This is a genomic window from Pseudomonas sp. PK-RTE-24 (assembly GCF_054052265.1).
The window spans coordinates 4,941,197-4,962,044 of sequence record NZ_CM133224.1 but is presented as its reverse complement, the minus strand read 5'-3'; the positions used below and the strand labels follow the sequence as shown (position 1 = coordinate 4,962,044).

The 20,848-nt window shown below is 60.8% G+C and carries 21 protein-coding genes; 11 read left to right on the top strand and 10 right to left on the bottom strand.

Annotation, left to right across the window (positions count from 1 at the left end; translation table 11 throughout):
- Positions 1 to 183 precede the first annotated feature (183 nt).
- Positions 184 to 1,086 (bottom strand): LysR family transcriptional regulator, encoded by a 903-nt coding sequence (locus ACV8MC_RS22155; RefSeq protein WP_310220446.1) that lies wholly within the window; start codon positions 1,084 to 1,086, stop codon positions 184 to 186.
- Positions 1,087 to 1,217: 131 nt separating this feature from the next.
- On the opposite strand from ACV8MC_RS22155, the gene ACV8MC_RS22150 reads away from it, so the two are divergent.
- Complete coding sequence (locus ACV8MC_RS22150; RefSeq protein WP_412070908.1) at positions 1,218 to 2,429, top strand: MFS transporter; 1,212 nt, start codon at positions 1,218 to 1,220, stop codon at positions 2,427 to 2,429.
- Between the two features lies 1 nt (position 2,430).
- Here ACV8MC_RS22150 and ACV8MC_RS22145 read toward each other — a convergent pair whose 3' ends face one another.
- Positions 2,431 to 2,589: a DUF2986 domain-containing protein gene (locus ACV8MC_RS22145; protein WP_081932631.1), complete on the bottom strand. Its 159-nt coding sequence runs from the start codon at positions 2,587 to 2,589 to the stop codon at positions 2,431 to 2,433.
- 126 nt (positions 2,590 to 2,715) lie between these two features.
- Between ACV8MC_RS22145 and ACV8MC_RS22140 the strand changes: the two genes are divergently transcribed.
- From ACV8MC_RS22140 to ACV8MC_RS22130, 3 genes are all read left to right on the top strand, one after another.
- Positions 2,716 to 3,207 carry an anti-virulence regulator CigR family protein gene (locus ACV8MC_RS22140; RefSeq protein WP_056784860.1) on the top strand — a complete coding sequence of 164 codons (492 nt, stop codon included), beginning with the start codon at positions 2,716 to 2,718 and terminating at the stop codon, positions 3,205 to 3,207.
- A gap of 153 nt (positions 3,208 to 3,360) precedes the next feature.
- A complete protein-coding gene (locus tag ACV8MC_RS22135; RefSeq protein WP_457263489.1) occupies positions 3,361 to 4,335 on the top strand; it encodes a quinone oxidoreductase family protein in 975 nt (324 codons plus the stop codon).
- Entirely contained in the window at positions 4,332 to 5,258 is a 927-nt protein-coding gene (locus ACV8MC_RS22130; RefSeq protein ID WP_457263487.1) for a LysR family transcriptional regulator, read from the top strand. The genes ACV8MC_RS22135 and ACV8MC_RS22130 overlap by 4 nt, the downstream gene beginning before the upstream one ends.
- A 373-nt stretch (positions 5,259 to 5,631) precedes the next feature.
- On the opposite strand, the gene ACV8MC_RS22125 is transcribed toward ACV8MC_RS22130, so the two are convergent.
- Together ACV8MC_RS22125 and ACV8MC_RS22120 are read right to left on the bottom strand one after the other, a co-directional pair.
- The gene (locus ACV8MC_RS22125; RefSeq protein WP_016774305.1) at positions 5,632 to 6,108 is read right to left on the bottom strand and encodes a hemerythrin domain-containing protein; all 477 of its coding nucleotides are present in this window, start codon (positions 6,106 to 6,108) and stop codon (positions 5,632 to 5,634) included.
- Between the two features lie 256 nt (positions 6,109 to 6,364).
- Positions 6,365 to 6,580, bottom strand: a complete 216-nt coding sequence (locus tag ACV8MC_RS22120) for a PLD nuclease N-terminal domain-containing protein (RefSeq protein WP_041480553.1) — start codon at positions 6,578 to 6,580, stop codon at positions 6,365 to 6,367.
- Between the two features lie 171 nt (positions 6,581 to 6,751).
- Between ACV8MC_RS22120 and ACV8MC_RS22115 the strand changes: the two genes are divergently transcribed.
- Positions 6,752 to 7,879 carry a saccharopine dehydrogenase family protein gene (locus ACV8MC_RS22115; protein WP_457263485.1) on the top strand — a complete coding sequence of 376 codons (1,128 nt, stop codon included), beginning with the start codon at positions 6,752 to 6,754 and terminating at the stop codon, positions 7,877 to 7,879.
- 1 nt (position 7,880) lies between these two features.
- On the top strand, positions 7,881 to 8,378 hold the full coding sequence (locus ACV8MC_RS22110) for a DUF2269 family protein (RefSeq protein WP_150635640.1): 498 nt from the start codon (positions 7,881 to 7,883) through the stop codon (positions 8,376 to 8,378).
- Here ACV8MC_RS22110 and ACV8MC_RS22105 read toward each other — a convergent pair.
- Both ACV8MC_RS22105 and ACV8MC_RS22100 read right to left on the bottom strand, forming a co-directional pair.
- Positions 8,361 to 8,813: a thiol-disulfide oxidoreductase DCC family protein gene (locus tag ACV8MC_RS22105; protein ID WP_457263483.1), complete on the bottom strand. Its 453-nt coding sequence runs from the start codon at positions 8,811 to 8,813 to the stop codon at positions 8,361 to 8,363. The genes ACV8MC_RS22110 and ACV8MC_RS22105 overlap by 18 nt on opposite strands.
- A 51-nt stretch (positions 8,814 to 8,864) precedes the next feature.
- Positions 8,865 to 9,785 (bottom strand): AraC family transcriptional regulator, encoded by a 921-nt coding sequence (locus ACV8MC_RS22100; RefSeq protein WP_224787244.1) that lies wholly within the window; start codon positions 9,783 to 9,785, stop codon positions 8,865 to 8,867.
- A gap of 88 nt (positions 9,786 to 9,873) precedes the next feature.
- On the opposite strand from ACV8MC_RS22100, the gene ACV8MC_RS22095 reads away from it, so the two are divergent.
- Positions 9,874 to 10,842, top strand: coding sequence for an oxidoreductase (locus tag ACV8MC_RS22095; protein ID WP_150635638.1), 969 nt, complete (start codon positions 9,874 to 9,876; stop codon positions 10,840 to 10,842).
- Between the two features lie 182 nt (positions 10,843 to 11,024).
- Here the strand turns inward: ACV8MC_RS22095 and ACV8MC_RS22090 are convergent, their stop codons facing one another.
- A complete protein-coding gene (locus tag ACV8MC_RS22090; RefSeq protein ID WP_024012581.1) occupies positions 11,025 to 11,900 on the bottom strand; it encodes a LysR family transcriptional regulator in 876 nt (291 codons plus the stop codon).
- Between the two features lie 98 nt (positions 11,901 to 11,998).
- On the opposite strand from ACV8MC_RS22090, the gene ACV8MC_RS22085 reads away from it, so the two are divergent.
- A complete protein-coding gene (locus ACV8MC_RS22085; protein WP_315435498.1) occupies positions 11,999 to 13,168 on the top strand; it encodes a mandelate racemase/muconate lactonizing enzyme family protein in 1,170 nt (389 codons plus the stop codon).
- Between the two features lie 102 nt (positions 13,169 to 13,270).
- On the top strand, positions 13,271 to 14,578 hold the full coding sequence (gene dctA / locus ACV8MC_RS22080) for a C4-dicarboxylate transporter DctA (protein ID WP_042610193.1): 1,308 nt from the start codon (positions 13,271 to 13,273) through the stop codon (positions 14,576 to 14,578).
- 338 nt (positions 14,579 to 14,916) lie between these two features.
- On the opposite strand, the gene ACV8MC_RS22075 is transcribed toward dctA, so the two are convergent.
- Positions 14,917 to 15,954, bottom strand: a complete 1,038-nt coding sequence (locus tag ACV8MC_RS22075; RefSeq protein ID WP_236708157.1) for a LysR family transcriptional regulator — start codon at positions 15,952 to 15,954, stop codon at positions 14,917 to 14,919.
- Positions 15,955 to 15,980: 26 nt separating this feature from the next.
- Here ACV8MC_RS22075 and ACV8MC_RS22070 point away from each other — a divergent pair, with 26 nt between their 5' ends.
- On the top strand, positions 15,981 to 16,721 hold the full coding sequence (locus ACV8MC_RS22070; protein WP_056784894.1) for an SDR family oxidoreductase: 741 nt from the start codon (positions 15,981 to 15,983) through the stop codon (positions 16,719 to 16,721).
- 28 nt (positions 16,722 to 16,749) lie between these two features.
- Complete coding sequence (locus ACV8MC_RS22065; protein ID WP_457263480.1) at positions 16,750 to 17,832, top strand: alkene reductase; 1,083 nt, start codon at positions 16,750 to 16,752, stop codon at positions 17,830 to 17,832.
- 168 nt (positions 17,833 to 18,000) lie between these two features.
- On the opposite strand, the gene ACV8MC_RS22060 is transcribed toward ACV8MC_RS22065, so the two are convergent.
- Both ACV8MC_RS22060 and xylG read right to left on the bottom strand, forming a co-directional pair.
- Positions 18,001 to 19,137 carry a sugar ABC transporter permease gene (locus ACV8MC_RS22060; protein WP_076563313.1) on the bottom strand — a complete coding sequence of 379 codons (1,137 nt, stop codon included), beginning with the start codon at positions 19,135 to 19,137 and terminating at the stop codon, positions 18,001 to 18,003.
- A complete protein-coding gene (gene xylG, locus ACV8MC_RS22055; protein WP_457263479.1) occupies positions 19,138 to 20,694 on the bottom strand; it encodes a D-xylose ABC transporter ATP-binding protein in 1,557 nt (518 codons plus the stop codon).
- Positions 20,695 to 20,848 lie beyond the last annotated feature (154 nt).

Genomic DNA, 20,848 nt, shown 5'->3' with positions numbered 1-20,848 from the left:
TCATTCAATGTGGATGTATCTGATCTGGCGCCTTCGCGAGCAGGCTCGCTCCCACAGGGATTTTGGTTGCGCTGAAGATTTTGGCCTTGCCCCGGACCATTGTGGGAGCGAGCCTGCTCGCGAAGCGGTGTGTCATTCAACGTGGATGTATCTGATCTGGCGCCTTCGCGAGCAGGCTCACTCTTACAGGGGCGCGGTGTTCAGCTTCAGTGCTTCGACAAACGCTGCAAACGCTGCCGAGCCTTGGCGCCGGTTCGGGTAGTACAGGTGATAGCCCTGAAACGTCGGGCACCACTCTTCCAGCACTTCCACCAGTCGCCCGTCGGCCAGATACGGCGCGACCAATTGCTCGGGCACGTACGCCACGCCGATGCCATCCACGGCGGCATTGAGCACGTGCATGATGCTGTTGAACACCAATTGCCCGTTGACCTTCACGCTGAAATCCTGACCCTTGTGCGCAAACTCCCAGGCGTATATCGCGCCGGCCGGTTGATGGCGGATGTTGATGCAAGTGTGCTCCGTCAACTGATGCGGCGTGGCGGGTGCCGGGTGACGAGCGAAGTAATCGGGCGAGGCGACCACGGCCAGACGCCAGTCCGGACCAATGCGCACGGCGATCATGTCTTTGCTGATCGATTCACCGAGACGGATACCAGCGTCGAAGCGCTCCTTGACCACATTGGTGAAACCATAATCGACGTAAAACTCCAAGGTGATGTCCGGATAGTCCTGCAAAAACTTTGCAAGCATCGGCCGAATGCACAACTCGATCTGATCGTCCGTGCAGGAAATCCGGATCGTGCCGCTGGGCTTGTCGCGCAATTCGCCAAGGGCTTCGAGCTCGGCGCTGATCTGCTCGAACAGCGGCGCAATCGAACGCATCAAGCGCTCGCCAGCCTCGGTCGGCGAGACGTTGCGCGTCGTGCGAGCCAGCAAGCGGATACCCAGACGCTGCTCCAGCGCGCGGACCGTATGACTCAACGCAGAAGGCGTGACGCCGAGGCGAGCAGCGGCTTTGGTGAAGCTTTGCTCCTGGGCCACCGCCAGAAAGGCCTGCAGGTCATTGACTTTGGCGTTGCTCATTGCTGAATTTTTCTCAAAAGCACATGAAGATTACCGCTACTAATCAAGTTAAGCCCGATCCGTCAAGCTTTGCAGCCTGAGTAGCGGGGCAGAAGTGCCTCGACCATTTGTTCTTCCAAACAGGTTTTTGCATGACGGCCCAAGCAATCGACAACCCGACAAACCAGCCCATGGGCGTGTCCACTGCCGGCGAGCAACCGGCGTACTGGAGCGGCGTGTTCGCCATGACCCTGTGTGTCTTCGCGCTGATCGCCTCCGAGTTCATGCCGGTCAGTCTGCTCACGCCCATGGCCACGGACTTGCACATCAGCGAAGGCCTGGCCGGCTACGGCATCGCCATCTCCGGCGCGTTCGCGGTGCTGACCAGCCTGACGATCACCAGGCTTGCCGGTTCGATGGATCGCAAGCGCCTGTTGCTGCTGTTGACGGCGCTGATGTGTGCGTCCGGGCTGGTGGTGGGCCTGGCGCCAAACTACACGGTTTACATGATCGGTCGCGCATTGATCGGCGTGGTGATTGGCGGCTTCTGGTCGATGTCGGCAGCGTTGGCCATGCGTCTGGTGCCCTCCGCCAGCGTGCCCAAGGCATTGGCAATTTTTAACGGCGGCAATGCTTTGGCTACGGTGGTCGCGGCGCCGCTGGGCAGTTATCTCGGCAGTGTGATTGGCTGGCGCGGGGCGTTTTTCTGCCTGATACCGGTGGCGTTGATTGCGCTGCTCTGGCAGTGGATAAGCTTGCCCGCGTTGCCGGCCGCGCCACGCAAAGCCAGCGCAGCCAACGGCTTTGCGTTGTTCAAAAGCCGCCGGGTGGCATTCGGCATGCTCGGCGCCGGCCTGTTCTTCATGGGCCAGTTTGTGCTGTTCACTTACCTGCGACCGTTTCTGGAAACCGTGACCCGGGTCGATGTTTCGGTGCTGTCGATGATTTTACTGGTCATTGGTGTGGCGGGGTTTATCGGCACCGTGGTCATCGGTTCCGTGTTGAAGAAGGGGCTGTATCGCGTGGTGATCGCCATCCCGCTGTTGATGGCGATGATCGCAGTGGCGCTCATTGGGATGGGCAGTTCAGTGGTCGCGACGTTCGTGTTGCTCGGCTTGTGGGGATTGATCGCCACGGCGGCGCCGGTGGGCTGGTGGTCGTGGCTGGCGCGCACGCTGCCCGACGATGCCGAAGCGGGCGGTGGGCTGATGGTGGCGGTGGTGCAGTTGTCGATCGCTTCGGGGTCGACCGTCGGTGGTCTGCTGTTCGACGGCAGTGGCTATCGGCTGACCTTCTTCGCCAGCGCGGCATTGCTGGTGCTGGCGGCGCTGATGACGTGGCTGACGTCGCGGCAGAAAGCCTGACTCAGCTCTCGGTATTTTCCACTGAAGCCTGCGCGGCTTCGGCTTCCAGCTTCAGGCGATCAGCCTTGCAGATGTATTTGGGCTTTTTCGGCGCCAGTTTGGCGTTGGCCTTTTTGGCTTTTTCCTTGAACAACTGCTGCAGCTTCTTTTGACGATTCATGTTTTTTCGATCGCGGGTGGAGAGGGTGGGAATCCTGACGCAAGGCCGAGTGGTCAGCAAGGAGAAATCCACTAAGCTGAGCACATTCCCCCCAACTCAAGCCCCTCCAAACCGAAGGAATCGCACATGAGAAAAGCTCGCAGATTGATTGTCGCGCTGTCTTGCCTCGCGCTTGTAGTCGGCAGCACGACGGCACTGGCCGACCCCGGCAATGGCAAGGGCCAGGGCGGCCAGGGCAACGGCAAGGGCAAACCGCAGAACATGCAGGATCATGGTAAACAGGGTGGGGGCGGTCAGGGCAATGGCAATAAAGGCCAGCAACACTCTGGCAATGGCGGCGGTGCTCCGAGCATTGATCGCGGCAATATTCTCGGCATCGTCGACGGCTATCGCGGCGAATACTGGAATCCGGGGCCAGCGCTGCCGCCTGGCGTTCAGAAGAATTTGGCGCGGGGCAAACCGCTGCCACCAGGCATCGCCAAGAAGCTGGACGGGCGTCTGCTCGGCCATTTGCCTCATTACGACGGCTACGAATGGCAACAGGTTGGCACCGACCTGATCCTCGTCGCGCTGGCTACCGGGCTGATCTACGAGGTGCTCAACGGCGCGTTCGATTGATTCTGCAAAGAGGAGTGGCAGCACCTGCCGCTCCTTTTTTATTCATGCATAGCTGCATCAGATGCAGCAATGAACTGCATTCAGGTTGGGTTGTTCGTTGAATGCTGAGCTTTCAGACTGAGCTCAACGGCTAACGAATGAATGGAGATGACCATGGCCAATGCAATCCGCTTCACCGCAACGGGCGCACCGGATGTCCTGCAATTGCACACTGTCAGCGAACAGACCCCCGGGGCCGGCGAGGTCTGGCTGGAGCAAGCGGCGGTGGGCGTCAATTACCTCGATGTCAGCCAGCGCAAAGGTGCAGTGCCGGTGGCGTTGCCTTCGGGGTTGGGTCTGGAAGGCGCGGGTCGGGTGGCAGCGGTCGGTGCCGGTGTGAGCAATGTCCGCGTCGGCGATCGAGTTGCTTATGCCACTGGCCCCTTGGGTGGTTACGCCTCGGCGCGGCTGTTTCCGGCGGAGCGTCTGGTGAAGATCCCCGATGAGTTGTCGTTCGAAGATGCGGCGGCGGTGTTGTTCAAAGGCATCACCGCGCAGTATCTGCTGAAGGCGACTTATCCGGTCGGGCCGGGCACGACGATGCTGCTTTACGGCGTCGCGGGTGGTCTGGGGGAAATCATGGTGCCATGGGCCAAACACCTTGGCGCGACGGTGATCGGCGTTGTGTCGAAGCAGGCCAGTGTCGACAAGGCGCGCGCCTCGGGCTGTGACGAAGTGCTGGTGTTCAATGCCGAGACCCTCGCCGCCGACGTGTTGCGTATCACCGAGGGGCGCAAGGTCGATGTGGTGTATGACCCGATTGGTCGGGTGTCTTTTCAGGCCTCGCTGGACAGCTTGCGCCCACGCGGATTGATGGTCTCGTTCGGCGCGCAGACCGGCGCGCCGGCAGCGGTGGAAATGGCCACGCTGAACGCCAAGGGCTCGCTGTTCCTGACCCGTCCATCGCTGGCCGCGCACACCGCCACGACAGCCGAGTATCAGGAGCGCGCACAAGATGTGCTGGCTGCGGTGGCCGCCGGTATCATCACGCCGCAAATTCGCGCGCGGTATTCATTGGCCGACGCGGCACAAGCGCATGCCGATCTCGAGGCAGGCCGATCATCAGGGGCGATCATTCTAAAACCATGAATCTGGATGTTCTGAGCAACCCGCACAGCGATGAAATCGCTGCTTTCCTGGCCGTCGCCGCGCAAGGCTCGTTTGTCGCGGCGGGGCGTTTGTTGCAGCGTCATCCGACCATCGTTTCCAAGCGCCTTGCGGCGATGGAGAAGCGACTGGGCGTGCGGTTGGTGGAACGCTCGACGCGACACGTGCGTATCACCGAGGCCGGCCTGCAACTCGAACAGCGCCTGCGCGCGGCCGTCGAGTTGATGAACGAAGCGCAGCAGCAAGCGGTGCAGGGCGCCAGCGAAGTACGCGGCACCCTGCGCCTGGCGTTGCCGGCGGCGATGGGGCGCTTGTGGCTGGGGCCGCTGCTGCCGGAATTTCTCAAGGCTCATCCGCAGGTTTCGCTGGTGGCCGATTACAGCGAAGGTCTGGTCGACATCATCGAGCAGGGTTTCGACGCGGCTATCCGCATCGGCGAGCTTGAGGACAATCGGCTGACCGCAAAAAAGCTCAGTGACCATCGTCGGATTCTTTGCGCATCACCGACGTACATCGAGGCCCATGGCATGCCGCAGACACCACAGGATCTGCTGCAGCACAATTGCCTGCGCTTCAGTGGGCTGGCCTCGTTCCCGCTGTGGCGCCTGCATCGCGGCAACGAGGTGCAGACCATCACGCCCCACGGCAACCTGACTGCCAGCGACAGCGAATCCCTGCTCGCCGCCGCCCGCGCCGACGCCGGCATACTCGGTGCCGGCGACTGGCTGATGAGCCGCGATCTGGCGGCAGGGCGGCTGATTCACGTGCTGCCCGACTGGCATCTGGATTCGGCGGGCGGTGTTTATCTGGTCAGACCGTCATCGCGATTTCCGGCGGCCGCAGTGGTGGCGTTCAAGGAGTGGATTGAAACTAAATTCGATCCCAGGCCACCTTGGGCGGTTTGATAACAACCTGCCTCAAGACCGACACTGGCCCTGTGGGAGCGAGCCTGCTCGCGAACGCGCAGTGTCAGTCATAGATGATGTGGCTGACCTGACGCCTTCGCGAGCAGGCTCGCTCCCACAGGTTTCGTGGCTTGCTCAGGAATTGCCGGACATACGTATATCCAGTGTGGGAGCGAGCCTGCTCGCGAAAGCGCAGTGTCAGTCATGGATGATGTGGCTGACCTGATGCCTTCGCGAGCAGGCTCGCTCCCACAGGTTTCGTGGCTTGCTCAGGAATTGCCGGACATACGTATATCCAATGTGGGAGCCGGGGCCTGTTTGGGCGCACAAAAAAAGCCCGGCATTGCTGCCGGGCTTCCGTGTCTTCAGCACTTTACGCAGCGATCTTGTTGGCCGCCATTTCCTTTTTGTGGCTCGCCTTCATGGCTTCCATCTGTGCGCCCAGTTCCTCGAGCTTGGCCTTGCCCAGAAGCTTCTGCGCTTTCGGGAACATTTCCTCTTCTTCCTCTTCGATGTGGTGCTCCAGCAGTTCCTTGACCACCTTGACCCGACCGGCAAATTCCGGGCTGCCCGGATCGGTTTCTTTCAGATCAGGCAGTACCAGCGAATCCACGGTGCGGTGCTCTTCCTTGGCTTCGTAATACATGATGTCTTCTTCCTTGCTGCCGGCTTCCTTGAACGCAGGGTAGAGAATCTCTTCTTCGAGGCGGGTGTGGATGGTGATTTCCATTTCCAGTTTGCCCAGCAACTCGACGCGTTTTTTCAGCGCGCGGTCGGTGGACTCACTCAGTTGGCTGAGGATGGCTTTTACTTTTTCATGGTCGGCTTTGAGAAGGTCGATGGCATTCATTTTTTGAGGCCTCTGCTTTTCACGGATTGAACACAGCGTTCTTTTTTTCGCGCTGCTGTGTATTCAGGAAGAGGCTATCGCAGGACTCATGCCAACTCGCCGATCAAGCGCAACCCTTGTAAATCAAGGGCTGGCATCGAAGCAGGCACAATGCTTTCGTGCAGCCTGCAAGAAATCCGCGCGGCGGGCATTGCATATAACAAGCCCGGCAAAAGCCGGGCTGTGGTGATACTTCAGACGGGCCTGCACCCGTGGGTCACCGGTTAGCCTGGGAAGGCGAAATGCGACCGACATGCTTGGGTCCCGCCAGTGCCCAGGCGATCAGGCCGAACAGCGGCACGAACACGATCAGCACGATCCACACGCCTTTACTACTGGATTTCCCTTCGCTTTTACGCACCCGATTGATGGCCCAAAGCTCGATCAGCACAAGAATGACCGCCAATACGATCCACACGGTTTCGATTTGCATAGGCTTAGCTCCTGATGGTCTGTGCGTTAGGCGACGAGAGGGGCGTTGGGTTCATTCTTTTTGCCTGGGACAAGCGGACGGGGTGATACCCGGTTGCAAAATAAATGTCTGGTCGCCGCTGCGCCCTATATCCTCTGCGCCACACGTTTAGGCTGGAACAGGGATAGGGTAATGGCATTCAGGGTGATGGTCGTCGGTGGTTACGGCAATTTCGGCAGCATCGTTTGTCGGCATCTGGCGCTCATGCCAGAGATTGAACTGCTGTTGTCGGGCCGCGATGCACGCAAGTTGCAAATCAAGGTCGCTGAGCTGCAAGCGCAATCAGGCCGTCCGTGCGATGGCTGGTGCGGCGATGCGCTGGGCGCGGATTTTCAGGCGGCGTTGCGTGAGTTCAATGTTCAGTTGGTGGTGCACACCGGCGGGCCGTTTCAGGGGCAATCCTACGCAGTTGCTGAAAGCTGCATCGGCGCCGGTGTGAATTATTGCGATCTGGCTGACTGCCGCACCTTCGTCAACGGCATTGATGTGCTCGACGCCCGCGCCAGGGAGGCTGGTGTGGCCGTGCTCAGCGGTTGCAGTTCGGTGCCGACCTTGTCTTCGGCGATCATCGATCAGCAGCGCTCACGTTTTGCGCGAATCGACTCGATCGAGCATGGCATTTCTTCCTCGGCAAAAATGCCGGGGCTGTCCACGGTCGAAGGCGTGCTCGCTTATGCCGGCAAACCGATCAGGCAGTTGAAAAACGGCCAGGTTCACGAAGTATTGGGTTGGCTCGATCTGACCCTGCGCAGCATGCCGCAACTGGGCACGCGGGTGCTGGCCAATGTCGATGTGCCGGACATGGATATTTTCGCTCGCCGCTATGGCGCACAGACGCTGCGCTTCAAGGCTGGCGCCGGCCTGAAGCTCGGCGGCGTTGCCAACGCCTTGCTGGCGCAGGCCTTGCGCTTCGGGCTGGTGCGCGATCATGTGCGCTGGGCGGCGCGCCTGCATCGCCTGGGTACGTGGTTCGAACGTTTCGGTGATGGCAAAAGCGCGATGTACATCGATGTTCGCGGCATCGGTGTCGAAGGCCAGCCGCTGAGCATGACCGCGCAACTCACCGCGCTGAATGACAAAGGCCCGGAAATCCCCAGCTGCGCCGCCGTCGCCCTCGCGAGCAAAATGGCTCGGGGTTATGTACCGCAGGCCGGCGCGCGGCCGTGTGTTGGCGAAATCAGCGTCGATGAATATCTGGCGGCGATCAACGATCCGGCCAACTTGAGCCTGTCGGTTCAATTCTCCGATGGGCAGCGTTGAGATGCTCTATCTCTGCCTGAAGTACCTGCATGTAATCGCGGCGATTTTCCTCTTCGGTTTCGGCATGGGTTCCTACCTCTACCTGATCGCCGCCAGCCGCAGCGGCAACCCGCAAGTGATCGCCCATGTCGCAAGGATGGTGGTGCGTTTCGATACGTGGATCACCACGCCGGCAGGGATTGTGCAGGTCATCACCGGCTATCTGCTGATGCGGCTTTCCGGGCTTTCGATGAGCAGTGAGTGGCTGCTGACGTCGCTGATCATTTTCTTCTGCGTAGGCGCACTGTGGCTGCCTGTACTGGTATTGCAAAAGCGTCTGCAGAAGATGGCGCTGAGCGCGGGCGAGAGTGGCCTGCCTCTGGATGATCGCTTTGCTAGCACTTACCGCTGGTGGTTCTGGATGGGCATTGCCGGGTTCGCCGGGATGTTTGTCATCGTGCTGATGATGGTGACGAAGATGACGCCGGTGCAACTGGTCGGGTTAACCGTGGGCTTTTAGAAAGCGGCTTTCATGATCCGCTGTTGGCAGCAGACAAGCGTCGTACCTGCCGAACAGCCGATAGCGGTTCAGCGCGATGCGATCGTAAGCCCAGTCACGCAGGCGGCGCGGGAAAATCCGCAGCAGTTTCAGCGGCTGCCAGCGCCCTGGCAGTTGCCCGACCACTTCGAGAAACGCATCCGAGCGTTCCCAGTACTGCCGGTCGCGGATCACCGCCATGGTGTCGAACTCATCCAGGGGCAAACCGGCCCACGCCAGCAAGGCCTGGCCTTCGGGCGATTGCACGGTCGCCAGCCGCACATGGCGCTGACGGTCATGGCGAATCAGAAAGCGCGCCCAGCCGTTGCACAGTTTGCACACACCGTCGAACAGCACCACGGTTTCGCCTGGCTTGAGCAATGGCGCGGAGGTGGGGCGGGTTTTCATGGCAGGCATCAGCGGATGTCCCTGGCGGCGGTTGTCGCGATCATAACCTCGATCATTGGCCTACAGGAGTGGATCGCGGCGGTATTGGCCCGGCGATTTGCCGTGCACGCGGCGGAAGGCAGCGCCAAACGCCGCGTCGGACAGATAGCCCAGTGACGCGGCAACAGTGGCCACATTGTCCCGACCATTGCGCAAGCGAAACGCGGCCACGCGCATTCGCCAGCGCGTGGCGTATTCGACCGGTGCCAGACCCATGCGTGTCTTGAACAGCGCGGCGAAACCGGAGCGCGACATGCAGGCAATCTCGGCCATTTGCGTCAGTCGCCAAGGCTTCTGCGGAGCAGCGTGAACGGCGCGCAAGACGCCGGCAATCGCCGGTTCCCGTAGCCCGCCCAGCCAGGCCAATTGTTCGGCATCCGCGCTGTTGATGTGATGGCGCAGCGCATGGATGAAGATCAGCCGCAGCAGGTCGTTGCACATCGCCTGCGAGCCGGCCTGGTGTGATGGCCACTCGCGCTCCAGTTCATCCAGCAGCCAACCGAACGACGAGGCACCTGTGGCCTCGGCGCGAATGATCAGCGAGGTCGGCAGCACGTCGAGCAGTTCGGTTGCGCCGGGTCCCGATAGCGACACGCTGCCGCCCAGCAGCTCGACTTCCTCGCCGACGCCAAACGTCGCCGAGACGCCGTCATGGGCAAAAACATCCGCTGCATTCACCGCCTCGACGTCGGCGCCGCTGGCCAGAATGAACGGCGTGCGCGACACCACAAAGCAGTCGCCGGCCCGCAGCAACTGCGCCGGCAAGCCCTGCATGCGCAACCAGCATTCGCCTCGTCGCACCACGTTGAATTTCAGTTCGATGGGTTGAAATCGCAGCGCCCAGACGCCTCCCGCTTGCAAGCGAACCGAGCAGGCTGCTTGCAACTCGGAGAGCGCCAATACGGCAGAAAGCGGATCGCCAGCAGGATTTTGGATGATCACGACAGAAACCTGGATTTATCAGACTGGTTCGTCCGTAGAGCTTAGCCAAGAATGAAGACCTTCGATAGCTCACTCAGGATTAACGCTCATGGCTACGCTCCAACAACCTGTGCAATCACCGTTCAACGCCGCGAGCACAGCGGCTGAAGTCATGGCTGGCATCGATCTGCGCGGGCAGCTCGCTGTGGTCACCGGCGGCTATTCCGGCCTGGGTCTGCTGACGGTGAAAAGCCTCGCGGCGGCAGGAGCGCAGGTCATTGTGCCGGCCAGAGATACGGAGCGGGCAGAGGTGGCATTGGCGGGTGTTGACGGTGTCCGCGTGCTGCCCATGGACCTCATGCAGGCTGAATCGGTGGCGGCGTTCAGCCACAGCGTGGTCAGCGCGGGTCAGCCAGTGTCATTGCTGATCAACTGCGCCGGAGTCATGGCCGCGCCGTTGCTGCGCGATGCCGATGGCCATGAAAGCCAGTTCGCGACCAATCACTTGGGCCACTATCGCCTGACCTGCGGTCTTTGGCCGGCGCTAGTCAAAGCTGGACAGGCGCGGGTGCTGTCAGTGTCATCGCGCGGGCACCAGATTGCCGGGATCGACTTTGACGACATCGATTTCCTGCAACGGCCGTATGACAAATGGGCCGCGTATGGTCAGTCAAAAACAGCCAATGCCTTGTTTGCCATCGCGCTGGATCGGCGCGGACGCAGTCATGGCGTTCGTGCGTTCTCATTGCATCCGGGGCAGATTCTGACGGATCTGGCACGGCACTTGAGCACGGCGGAACTCGCCGCATTCGACGCCCTGGATGAACACGGTCGACCACGGTTGGATGCCCACAACGGTCTGAAAACGCTGGAGCAGGGCGCCGCGACGGGATTGTGGTGTGCGACCAGTGCATTGCTTGCGGATTTGGGTGGCGTGTATTGCGAAGACTGCAATGTTGCGCCGATCAATCAACCTGAAGCGGGCCGCAAGGGCGTTGCGCAATGGGCGGCGGATGCTGAGCTGGCTGAGCGACTTTGGGCGGTTTCGGAGCAATGGACGGGGCTCACGGTGGCATAAATCGAGTCAAAGGACAAAAGCCCCTCACCCTAACCCTCTCCCGAAGGCAGAGGGGACTGACCGGGGTGTTTAGTAGAAATTCGCCGACCTGAAATACCGGGTTGAACTCAGTTCTTGAACAGCACCCAAATCGGCTCCCTCTCCCTCGGGAGAGGGCTGGGGTGAGGGGCTGCTCGATAGAGTTACTCTCCCAGCTTCGCCCAGAATTCCTCCGCCGAAGGGCTGATCGGCGCGGTCGGGCGAGTCAGATGGATTTCCAATGGAATGTCCCAGCTTTCATCCAGTGCCCTGACCAGGCGCCCGTCGGCCATTTCCTGTTCGGTCAGGCTTTTCGGCAGCCAGGCGACGCCTTTGCTTTCCAGCGCCATCGACATCAGCACTGCCGCCAGATGGCTGCTGAACAGCGGTTTCAAATGCAGATAATCGGCCTTGCCGTGTAGCCTGTGGGCGACGATTCGGCCCAGGCCGGATTCGTGGGTGTAGGCCAGATAGGGCAGGGTTTCAGGCGACGTGCCGAACTGGGCTGAAGCACTCGCCAGCGGCACAAGTACGTCCTCGCCGACCTTCTTGCCAATGAACTGATCAGGCGCCAGTAATGGCGGAACGTCGGGGTGGCGATGGCATAGCAGGAACTGCACCTGGCCATGAATCAGCATCTGTTCGCACACGGCCATGCTGTCGGAATGCAGGCGAACCGCGTCGATCGGCGCGCCACTTTCGGCGCTGCGCAACCAGCGTGGGAAGAAGGTGAATGACAGCGAGTGAGTGGCAGCGAACTGCAAGGTTTTCGCCGCCATGCCGGCCACTTCCTGAGCCTCGGAACGCATGCGATACAGGCGTCTGGCCGCTTCCTGAGCGCTGGGCAAAATCTGCCTGCCGGCCTCGGTCAGCGTCGCGCCCTGCGGAGTGCGCACGAATAATTCCACGCCCATCCAGTTCTCCAGTGAACGCACCCGACGACTGAATGCCGGCTGCGTCACATGGCGCGCTTCGGCGGCCCGGACAAAGCTGCCGTATTCGGCCAGCGCTGAAAAATCCTCAAGCCAAACCAGTTCCAAGGGCAATGCCTCCTGTGCATAGGGCGCGGCATTAATAGCATTGGGCGGGTGTCGTCGCAACGCATAACGTTGGCCCACCACAACAAGAGGAACCCGTCATGCGTATCGTCGATATCCGTGAAAAAACCGTCTCCATTGCTTCCCCGATCGCCAATGCCTACATCGATTTTTCGAAGATGACCTGCTCGGTCGTCGCGGTCATTACCGACGTGATTCGCGACGGCAAACCGGTCATCGGTTACGGCTTCAACTCCAACGGTCGCTACGGCCAGGGCGCGTTGATGCGCGACCGTTTTCTGGCGCGGATCACTGAAGCCGACCCGCAAACCCTGATCGATCACGAGAACAATAACCTCGATCCGTTCGCCATCTGGAAAACCCTGATGACCAACGAAAAACCGGGCGGGCATGGCGAGCGTTCAGTAGCGGTCGGCACCATCGATATGGCGGTGTGGGATGCGGTAGCGAAGATCGAAGGCAAGCCGCTGTATCGCCTGCTTGCCGATCGTTATCGCAACGGCGTTGCCGATGACAAGGTCTGGGTGTATGCGGCGGGTGGTTATTACTACCCGGGCAAGGACCAGACCAAGCTCAAGGCCGAAATGCAGAGCTACCTGGACCGTGGCTACGACGTGGTCAAGATGAAGATTGGCGCAGTGCCGCTGGACGAAGATATCCGCCGCATTGAGGCGGTGCTCGAAGTGGTGGGCGACGGCCAGCGCCTGGCGGTCGATGCCAACGGCCGCTTCGATCTGCAGACCGGTATCGCGTATGCCGAAGCGATCAAGAAGTACAACCTGTTCTGGTACGAAGAAGTCGGCGACCCGCTGGATTACGCGCTCCAGGCCGAGCTGGCCAATCACTACGAACTGCCGATGGCCACCGGCGAAAACCTCTTCTCTCACCAGGACGCCCGCAACCTGTTGCGCCACGGCGGCATGCGCCCGGACCGCGATTACCTGCAATTCGACTGCGCGCTGTCCTACGGGCTCGTTGAGTACATGCGCACCCTGAAAGTGATGGAAGAGCTGGGTTGGTCTTCGCGCCGCGTGGTGCCACATGGTGGTCACCAGATGTCGCTGAACATCGCTGCCGGTCTGCACCTGGGCGGCAACGAATCGTACCCGGACGTGTTCCAGCCATTCGGCGGGTTTGCCGATGGTATCCGCGTGGAAAACGGCTACGTCGGGCTGCCGGATATCCCGGGGGTCGGCTTCGAAGCCAAGTCTGCGCTGTATGCCGTCATGCGCGAACTGGGCGAGGGCTGATTCGGTTTTATCTGCGGCCTCGATTTCCGAGGCCGCACCTTCAGGCGTCATCCTCGACGCCAAAGCCACATGCCCACCACAACAATAAAATGAGGTGCTTCCGTGGAAACTTCAAAATCGCGCTGGTACAGCCAGCTCTATGTGCAGGTGCTGATCGGCATCGTCATCGGTGCTGCCATCGGTTACTTCGTGCCCGACATCGGCGCCAAGCTGCAGCCGTTCGCCGACGGTTTCATCAAGCTGATCAAGATGCTCCTGGCGCCGATCATTTTCGGCACGGTGGTGGTCGGTATCGCCAAGATGGGCAGTATCAAGGAGGTCGGTCGCATCGGTGTGAAAGCGCTGATCTACTTCGAGATTCTTTCCACCATCGCTCTGGTGGTCGGCCTGATCGTAGTCAACGTGGTCAAGCCCGGTGCCGGCATGAACATCAACGCCGGTACCCTCGATGGCAGCGCTGTCAACAAATACAGCCAGGCGGCGAGCGAGCAGGGCGGTCTGGTCGAATTCTTCCTCAATATCATTCCGCACACCTTCCTCGGCGCTTTCTCCAATGGCGTCATGCTGCAAGTGATTCTGTTGTCGGTGCTGATGGGCGTCGCCTTGGTGCAAATGGGCGAAACCAGCAAACCGCTGATCAACACCATCGATCTGTTCCTGCAAGGTCTGTTCAAAATCGTCGCGATGGTCATGCGTCTGGCGCCGTTGGGCGCGGGGGCTGGCATGGCATTCACCATCGGCAAATACGGCATCGGCACTCTGCTGTCGCTGGGGCAGTTGCTGGTCGCGCTGTACATCACCACGCTGATTTTCATCGTCGTTGTATTGGGCGCGGTGGCGCGATGGTCGGGCATGCCGCTGATGCAGTTTCTGCGTTATTTCAAGGATGAAATCCTGATCACCCTGGGCACCTGCTCGACCGAAGCGGTGCTGCCGCGAATGATGGTCAAACTGGAAAAGCTCGGCTGCAAGAAATCCGTGGTCGGCATGGTCCTGCCGACGGGCTACACCTTCAACGCAGACGGCACCTGCATCTACCTGACCATGGCAGCAATCTTCATCGCCCAGGCGACCAACACGCCGCTGACCTTCATGGATCAGATGATTCTGCTCGGCGTGTTCCTGCTGACCTCCAAGGGCTCGGCCGGAGTGGCGGGAGCAGGTTTTGTGACACTCGCGGCCACCCTCACCACCATTCACTCGATACCTCTGGTGGGCCTGGTGTTGCTGTTGGGCATCGACCGCTTCCTCAACGAGGCGCGAGCCGTGACCAACCTGATCGGTAACGGCATCGGCACCATCGCCATCGCCAAATGGGACAAGTCGTTCGATGTCGAAGCGTGCGAGCGGGAAATCGCCGCCATGAAGCAGGACAAGGCAGCGCGCAAGTCGCTGCTTGTGCATAAGTGATTCGGGCAACGTGAGCGCTTGATTGGCCTGCCGACGCGTACAGGTTTCAAGTCAGTCCAAAGGTTATGGACTGGGGGCGGGACGATGAGAATTGGCGCACTGACGAAAACCAGTCGGTGCTGGCACGCCACCAATCCCCAGCCATGCCAAAAAACCTGTGGGAGCGAGCTTGCTCGCGAAGGGGCCAGAACGGTCAACACGGATGGCGACCGGCAGAGCGCTTTCGCGAGCAAGCCCGTTTCCACAGTAGGTTGCGCGATTGCTGTCACAACAGTTGGCGATGTTCTTTCGCACCGGACAGTACAAGCAGTGGATTGCAAAACGTTCGCTATGAACCGTCAGGCCGGACCTGAACCCTCTACGTACGTCTGGATGACCTCATCCCAAGGCGGCGTTGCAGGGAACAACTCAAGCAAAAACGCCGTGAACGCTTTGACATTCGGGCTACCGCGACGGCTCTCCGGCCACAACGCGGTAATGGCGAAGCGTTCGACGGTGAACTGTGGCAGCACCGGGACCAGTTCGCCCCGACGAACATACGCCGCCGCTACGTAGTGCGGCGAAATACCGATGCCGCCGCCGGCAGCCAGCACCGCCGCGACCGCATCGCTGGCATCAACGGTGAAGGCCGCGTCGGGTGCCAGTTCCAACTGTCTGTCACCGGCTAGATACGGCCAGCGCAAACTCTGCCCGGTGCTTTGATAGCGGAAATTCACGCACTCATGCTCGGCGAGATCCTCGGCCGTAAGCGGAGTACCCTTGCGCTGCAGATAGTCCGGTGATGCGAACGCACCGATTCGATGCGGGCCCAGCGGGCGAGAAATCAGTCGCGAATCCGCAAGATTGCCAACCCGAACCGCGACGTCGATGCCTTGTTCGATGAGGTCGGCATACTGATCGCCGAGTCGTAGATCGATCGTCACCTTTGGATATTGCTCGCGAAATCTCGGCAGGGCCGGCGCGAGGATATTCAGTCCAATCGGCAACGGCGCGGTGACCTTCAATACGCCCGATGGCTCAGCGCGTGAAGCAACGGCGGCCTGATCGATGTCTTCGACTTCGCGCAGAATCCGCAGCGCCCGTTCGTATAGATCACGGCCCTCCGGGGTGAGTACCAGCGAGCGCGTGGTGCGAGTAAACAGCATCAGGCCGAAATGCTCTTCGAGCCGTTGCACGCTTTTGCTGATGGCCGACGGCGACACCGACAGTGCCCGAGCGGCAGCCGTGTAGCTGCCCAGCGAAGCCGCTCGTGCAAAGGCGATGAGCCCGGTTAAACGATCCAATCCAATTTGTGCCTTCATGGCACTAGTAAAGCGACTTCTGGCCCAATTATCAATGTGGCTTCCAAAACGTAGTCTTTGCCCATCGAACGCCATTCAGGTGTTCCAGACGGAGACTCAGCATGAACATCAGCCAAACCCTGCCTTCCACACTCACCGACAAAACCGTGGTCATTTTCGGCGGCACCTCCGGCATTGGCCTGGCCGCTGCGGTGCAAGCGAAAGCCGCTGGCGCCAAGGTCATCGTCATCGGCTCGAACGCTGCACGTGCCGAGCAGGCCGCCAGCGAGCACGGGCTCGATGGCTGGCGCGCGGCCGACGTGACCGATAGCCAGGCTCTCGATACTGCACTGGCCGATATCCTTCAGGTCGATCACCTCGTTCTGCTCGCCGGCACGTTTGTCGCTGGCACCGTGCGCGCGGCTGATCTCGATTATCTGCACCGCGCGTTCGACGAACGCATCTGGGCATCGATCAATGCGATTCGGGTCCTTGGCGACAGGCTGGCAAAAGACGGCTCGATCACGTTTATCTCCGGTTCTCTCGCTGATCGCCCGAATGCCTACGGCACCGCCGTACTCGCCGCCGCCTCGGCAGCCATGGAAGCACTGGCTCGCGGTCTGGCCCTTGAGTTGGCACCGGTGCGAGTCAACACGCTTTCGCCCGGCCCGATCAACACCCCGATTCTGGGCAAGGCACTGGGCGAGGGGCGGGATGCATTTGTCGCTTCTCTTGAGCAGGTGCTGCCCCTGCATCGCCTCGGCACAGCTGCAGAAGCGGGCGCGGCAGTGGTTTTCCTGATGAGCAACACCTTCATGAACGGCGCCGTGCTCAACATCGACGGCGGCGCACGCCTGGTTTGATCCTGCCCACCTTTTTGAGAGCCTGAACATGACATCGTTATTTGATTCCGTGCGCCTCGGCGCGCTCGATTTGCCCAACCGCATCCTGATGGCACCGATGACCCGCGCGCGCGGCACTCGCGAGCACGTCCCGACCGAGATGATGGTCGAGTATTACCGCCAGCGCGCCAGTGCCGGCCTGATCATTTCCGAAGCGATCGGCATCAGCCAGCAAGGTCTGGGCTGGCCGTATGCGACAGGCATTTGGTCGGCCGAACAGGTCGCCGGCTGGAGCAAGGTCACCGATGCCGTGCATGGCGCTGGCGGCCGGATCATCGCGCAGCTCTGGCACATGGGCCGGGTCGTGCACCCGAGTTTCCTTGGCGGCGGCCAGCCGGTTTCCGCATCGGTCACCACCGCGCCGGGACAGGCGCATACGTACGCCGGCAAGCAGCCGTATACACCGGCGCGTGCGTTGCCGCTGGAAGAAATTCCCGCACTGCTGGAAGACTTTCGTCAGGCCACTCGCAACGCAATCGAGGCGGGTTTCGATGGCGTGCAGATCCACGCCGCCAACGGCTATCTGCTCGACCAGTTCCTGCGCGACAGCGACAATTTTCGCACCGATGCGTACGGCGGCTCGATCAACAACCGTATCCGCTTGCTCAAGGAAGTGACCGAGGCGGTCGCCGAAGTCATCGGCGCCGACCGCACTGGCGTGCGCTTGACTCCAAGCAGCTACGAGCAGGGCATCCGCGACAGCGATCCCGAAGCGCTGTTCATCCGCGCCGCCGAAGTGCTGTCAGCGATTGGCATCGCTCATCTGGAAGTCCGCGAACCACCGCCGGACGGCACCTTCGGCAAGTCCGAACGCCCGCCACTGGCCGGGATGATTCGCGACGTGTTCAAAGGCGTGCTGATCCTCAATTCGGACTACGGTTTCGCCAGGGCACAAGCGCAACTGGATGCCGGGCTCGCCGATGCGATTGCGTTTGGACGGCCGTTTATAGCCAATCCGGATCTGCCGCTGAGATTCGCTCGGCAGTTGCCATTGGCGGAAAGCGAAATGAGCACTTGGTTCAGCCAGGGTTGGGAAGGGTATGGGGATTATCCGGCGGTGGATGGCGTTTGAATGTAGCGTCGGTGCCAGCCGCCGTGGCAGTGGATGCCCTGACGGGCTGGCCAGAACCCGGAAAAGCACGCTTAAGCCAGTCGCAAGAGACGGTTCACGCCGTTGATAGGAAAAAGTGAGGCCTGTGATCAGGCCTCATTTGCGTTTTACCAACTCACCTGCAACGTTTCAACGCCGCGCCGTGCGCGTACTCACATCCACCCAGACCGCCAACACCAGAATGCTGCCCTTGACTATCATCTGCCAGTAGCTATCCACGTCGAGCATCGACATGCCGTTATCCAGGCTGGTGATCACCAGTGCGCCGAGGAGGGCGCCGTAGACGGTGCCGGAGCCGCCGCGCATGGAGGTGCCGCCGATGAAGCAGGCGGCGATGGCGTCGAGTTCGCCCATGCTGCCGGCGGACGGTGAGCCGGCGGCGAGGCGTGCGGTGTTGACCACGCCGGCGAGGGCGCACATCACGCCCATGATGCCGAAAATCCACAGCTTGACCGCCTGCACATTGATGCCTGACAGGCGCGTCGCTTCCATGTTGCTGCCGACCGAATAGACCCGGCGGCCGAACACAGTCTGGCTGGTGACGTAACTGAACACGCCGAGCAGAATCAGCAACAGCAGCACCGGCACGGGAATACCGTCATAACTGTTGAGGGTCTGAACAAAACCCGCCAGCACCGCGCCGATTACCAGCACGCGCACAACATCACGTACCAGCGAATGCGCCGCCAGGCCATGCAGGGCGCGATTGCGTCGTTGTTTCCAGGTCAGAAATACCGTCAGCACAAACAGCAGCACACCCAGGCCGGTGCCGATCGCGTGGGGCAGATAACCCTGGCCGACGTAGACCAGCTCCGGCGATACCGGGGCGATGGTGGTGCCGCCGGTGATCCCCAGCAAAATCCCGCGAAACGCCAACATGCCACCGAGGCCGACAATGAATGAGGGGATGCGCAAGTACGCCGCCATGTAGCCGTTGGCAAGCCCGATGACCAGACCGCACAGGGCAACCAGACTGAGATTCGCCAGCAGCGGAATGTGATAGACCACGTCGAGTATCGCCGCGAGGCCGCCGAGCAGACCGAGTAATGAACCCACCGACAAATCGATCTCGCCGCTGATGATCACCAGCACCATGCCGCAGGCGAGGATTCCGGTAATCGACATCTGCCGCAGCAGGTTGGACAGGTTGCGCGGGGTGAGGAAGCCGCCCTCGGTCTGCCAGCTGAAGAACAGCCAGATCAGCACCACGGCAAATACCAGCGCGAGCATCTTGTAGCGGGTGAACAGTTGTTTGACCTGATTCATTTACGCGGTTTTCCGATCATTATTGTTATGGCTGCCCGGCTGACTGAGGGCGGCGGCGAGTACCTGTTCCTGGGTCAGCTCATGGTTGACGAAATCGCCGCGCAACTGGCCTTCGCCGATCACCAGCACGCGGTCGGAGACGCCGAGCACTTCGGCCAGTTCCGATGAAACCATGATGATCGACACGCCTTCGGCGGCCAGCGTGCCCATCAATTTGTAGATCTCGTACTTGGCGCCGACGTCCACGCCTCGGGTCGGCTCGTCGAGAATCAGTACGCGCGGTTTGGCCAGCAGCATTTTCGCCAGCACGGCTTTCTGCTGGTTACCGCCCGACAGGCTGGTGATCGGCAGGGATGGACTTGCGGTCTTCAGATGCAGACGGGAGATTTCCCGGTCGATGCAGCCCAGTTCGGCTTCGGCATCGATGCGGGTCATTTTCGAATAGCTCTCGAGCACGGCGAGGGTGATGTTCTGACCGACACCGAGATCCGGAATGATGCCCTGGCGCTTGCGATCTTCGGGCACCAGGCACAGGCCGGCGCGGATCGCTTTCAGCGGCGTGCGCGTGTCGATCGGTCGGCCGTCCAGCCAGACTTCGCCTTCATGGCGTCCGGGGTAGGCGCCGAACAGTGCGGTGACCAGTTCGGTGCGGCCGGCCCCGACCAGCCCGGCAATGCCGAGAATCTCGCCGCGCTTGAGGCTGAAGGAGATGTCGTCGACCCGTTTGCGCTTGGGGTTGTCGACGTCGTAGCAAGTCATGTGGCGCGCTTCGAAAATCACCTCGCCAATCTCGTGCGGCTCGCTGGGATAAAGGTTGCTCATTTCGCGCCCGACCATCTGCGTGATGATCTGTGGAATGTCCATGTCGGCCATGGCGGTGGTAGCGATGTGTTTGCCGTCGCGGATCACCGAAATGGTGTCGCATACGGCGGCGACTTCATCGAGCTTGTGCGAGATGTAGACGCAGGCGACGCCCTTGGCTTTGAGGTCGCGGATGATGTCCAGCAGCACTTCGATTTCCGAGCGGCTCAGGGCCGAGGAGGGTTCGTCGAGAATCAGCAGACGCGCCTGTTTGTTCAGGGCCTTGGCGATTTCCACCAGTTGCTGATAACCGCCGCCGTACTGCGAAACCGGCAGCGACACGTTCATGTCCGGCACTTTCAATTCACGCATCAAGGCTTCGGCGCGGTGGATCATCGCCGGGTAGTTCATGCGCCCGCCCGGCAGCGTCAGCTCATGGCCCATGAAGATGTTTTCCGCCACCGACAGGTCCGGCACCAGGGTCAGTTCCTGATGGATGATGACGATGCCGGCGGCTTCGGTTTCGCTGATCGATTGCGCCCGGAGCGGTTGCCCGTCCCAGAGGATTTCACCGTCCCAGGTGCCATGGGGATAGACCGCCGAAAGGATCTTCATCAGCGTCGACTTGCCGGCGCCATTCTCGCCGCACAGGCCCACGCATTCACCGGGCCGGACCTTGATGTCGATGCCGTTGAGCGCTTTGACACCGCCGAAGGTTTTGACGATGCCGTTCATTTGCAGCAGATAGTCGGACATGGAAAAGGCTCGTATACCAGGGACTCAAACACCACTGAACCTGTGTGGGAGCGAGCCTGCTCGCGAAGGGGCCTTTTCAGACAGAGCTTTACTGACTGACACTCCGCTTTCGCGAGCAGGCTCGCTCCCACAGGTCTGATCAAGATTTACGACC

Coding starts and splice junctions, on each gene's coding strand:
- ACV8MC_RS22155 (WP_310220446.1), bottom strand. CDS start 1,086: ATGAGCAACGCCAAAGTCAATGACCTGCAGGCCTTTCTGGCGGTGGCC.
- ACV8MC_RS22150 (WP_412070908.1), top strand. CDS start 1,218: ATGACGGCCCAAGCAATCGACAACCCGACAAACCAGCCCATGGGCGTG.
- ACV8MC_RS22145 (WP_081932631.1), bottom strand. CDS start 2,589: ATGAATCGTCAAAAGAAGCTGCAGCAGTTGTTCAAGGAAAAAGCCAAA.
- ACV8MC_RS22140 (WP_056784860.1), top strand. CDS start 2,716: ATGAGAAAAGCTCGCAGATTGATTGTCGCGCTGTCTTGCCTCGCGCTT.
- ACV8MC_RS22135 (WP_457263489.1), top strand. CDS start 3,361: ATGGCCAATGCAATCCGCTTCACCGCAACGGGCGCACCGGATGTCCTG.
- ACV8MC_RS22130 (WP_457263487.1), top strand. CDS start 4,332: ATGAATCTGGATGTTCTGAGCAACCCGCACAGCGATGAAATCGCTGCT.
- ACV8MC_RS22125 (WP_016774305.1), bottom strand. CDS start 6,108: ATGAATGCCATCGACCTTCTCAAAGCCGACCATGAAAAAGTAAAAGCC.
- ACV8MC_RS22120 (WP_041480553.1), bottom strand. CDS start 6,580: ATGCAAATCGAAACCGTGTGGATCGTATTGGCGGTCATTCTTGTGCTG.
- ACV8MC_RS22115 (WP_457263485.1), top strand. CDS start 6,752: ATGGCATTCAGGGTGATGGTCGTCGGTGGTTACGGCAATTTCGGCAGC.
- ACV8MC_RS22110 (WP_150635640.1), top strand. CDS start 7,881: ATGCTCTATCTCTGCCTGAAGTACCTGCATGTAATCGCGGCGATTTTC.
- ACV8MC_RS22105 (WP_457263483.1), bottom strand. CDS start 8,813: ATGCCTGCCATGAAAACCCGCCCCACCTCCGCGCCATTGCTCAAGCCA.
- ACV8MC_RS22095 (WP_150635638.1), top strand. CDS start 9,874: ATGGCTACGCTCCAACAACCTGTGCAATCACCGTTCAACGCCGCGAGC.
- ACV8MC_RS22085 (WP_315435498.1), top strand. CDS start 11,999: ATGCGTATCGTCGATATCCGTGAAAAAACCGTCTCCATTGCTTCCCCG.
- ACV8MC_RS22075 (WP_236708157.1), bottom strand. CDS start 15,954: ATGGCGTTCGATGGGCAAAGACTACGTTTTGGAAGCCACATTGATAAT.
- ACV8MC_RS22070 (WP_056784894.1), top strand. CDS start 15,981: ATGAACATCAGCCAAACCCTGCCTTCCACACTCACCGACAAAACCGTG.
- ACV8MC_RS22065 (WP_457263480.1), top strand. CDS start 16,750: ATGACATCGTTATTTGATTCCGTGCGCCTCGGCGCGCTCGATTTGCCC.
- ACV8MC_RS22060 (WP_076563313.1), bottom strand. CDS start 19,137: ATGAATCAGGTCAAACAACTGTTCACCCGCTACAAGATGCTCGCGCTG.
- xylG (WP_457263479.1), bottom strand. CDS start 20,694: ATGTCCGACTATCTGCTGCAAATGAACGGCATCGTCAAAACCTTCGGC.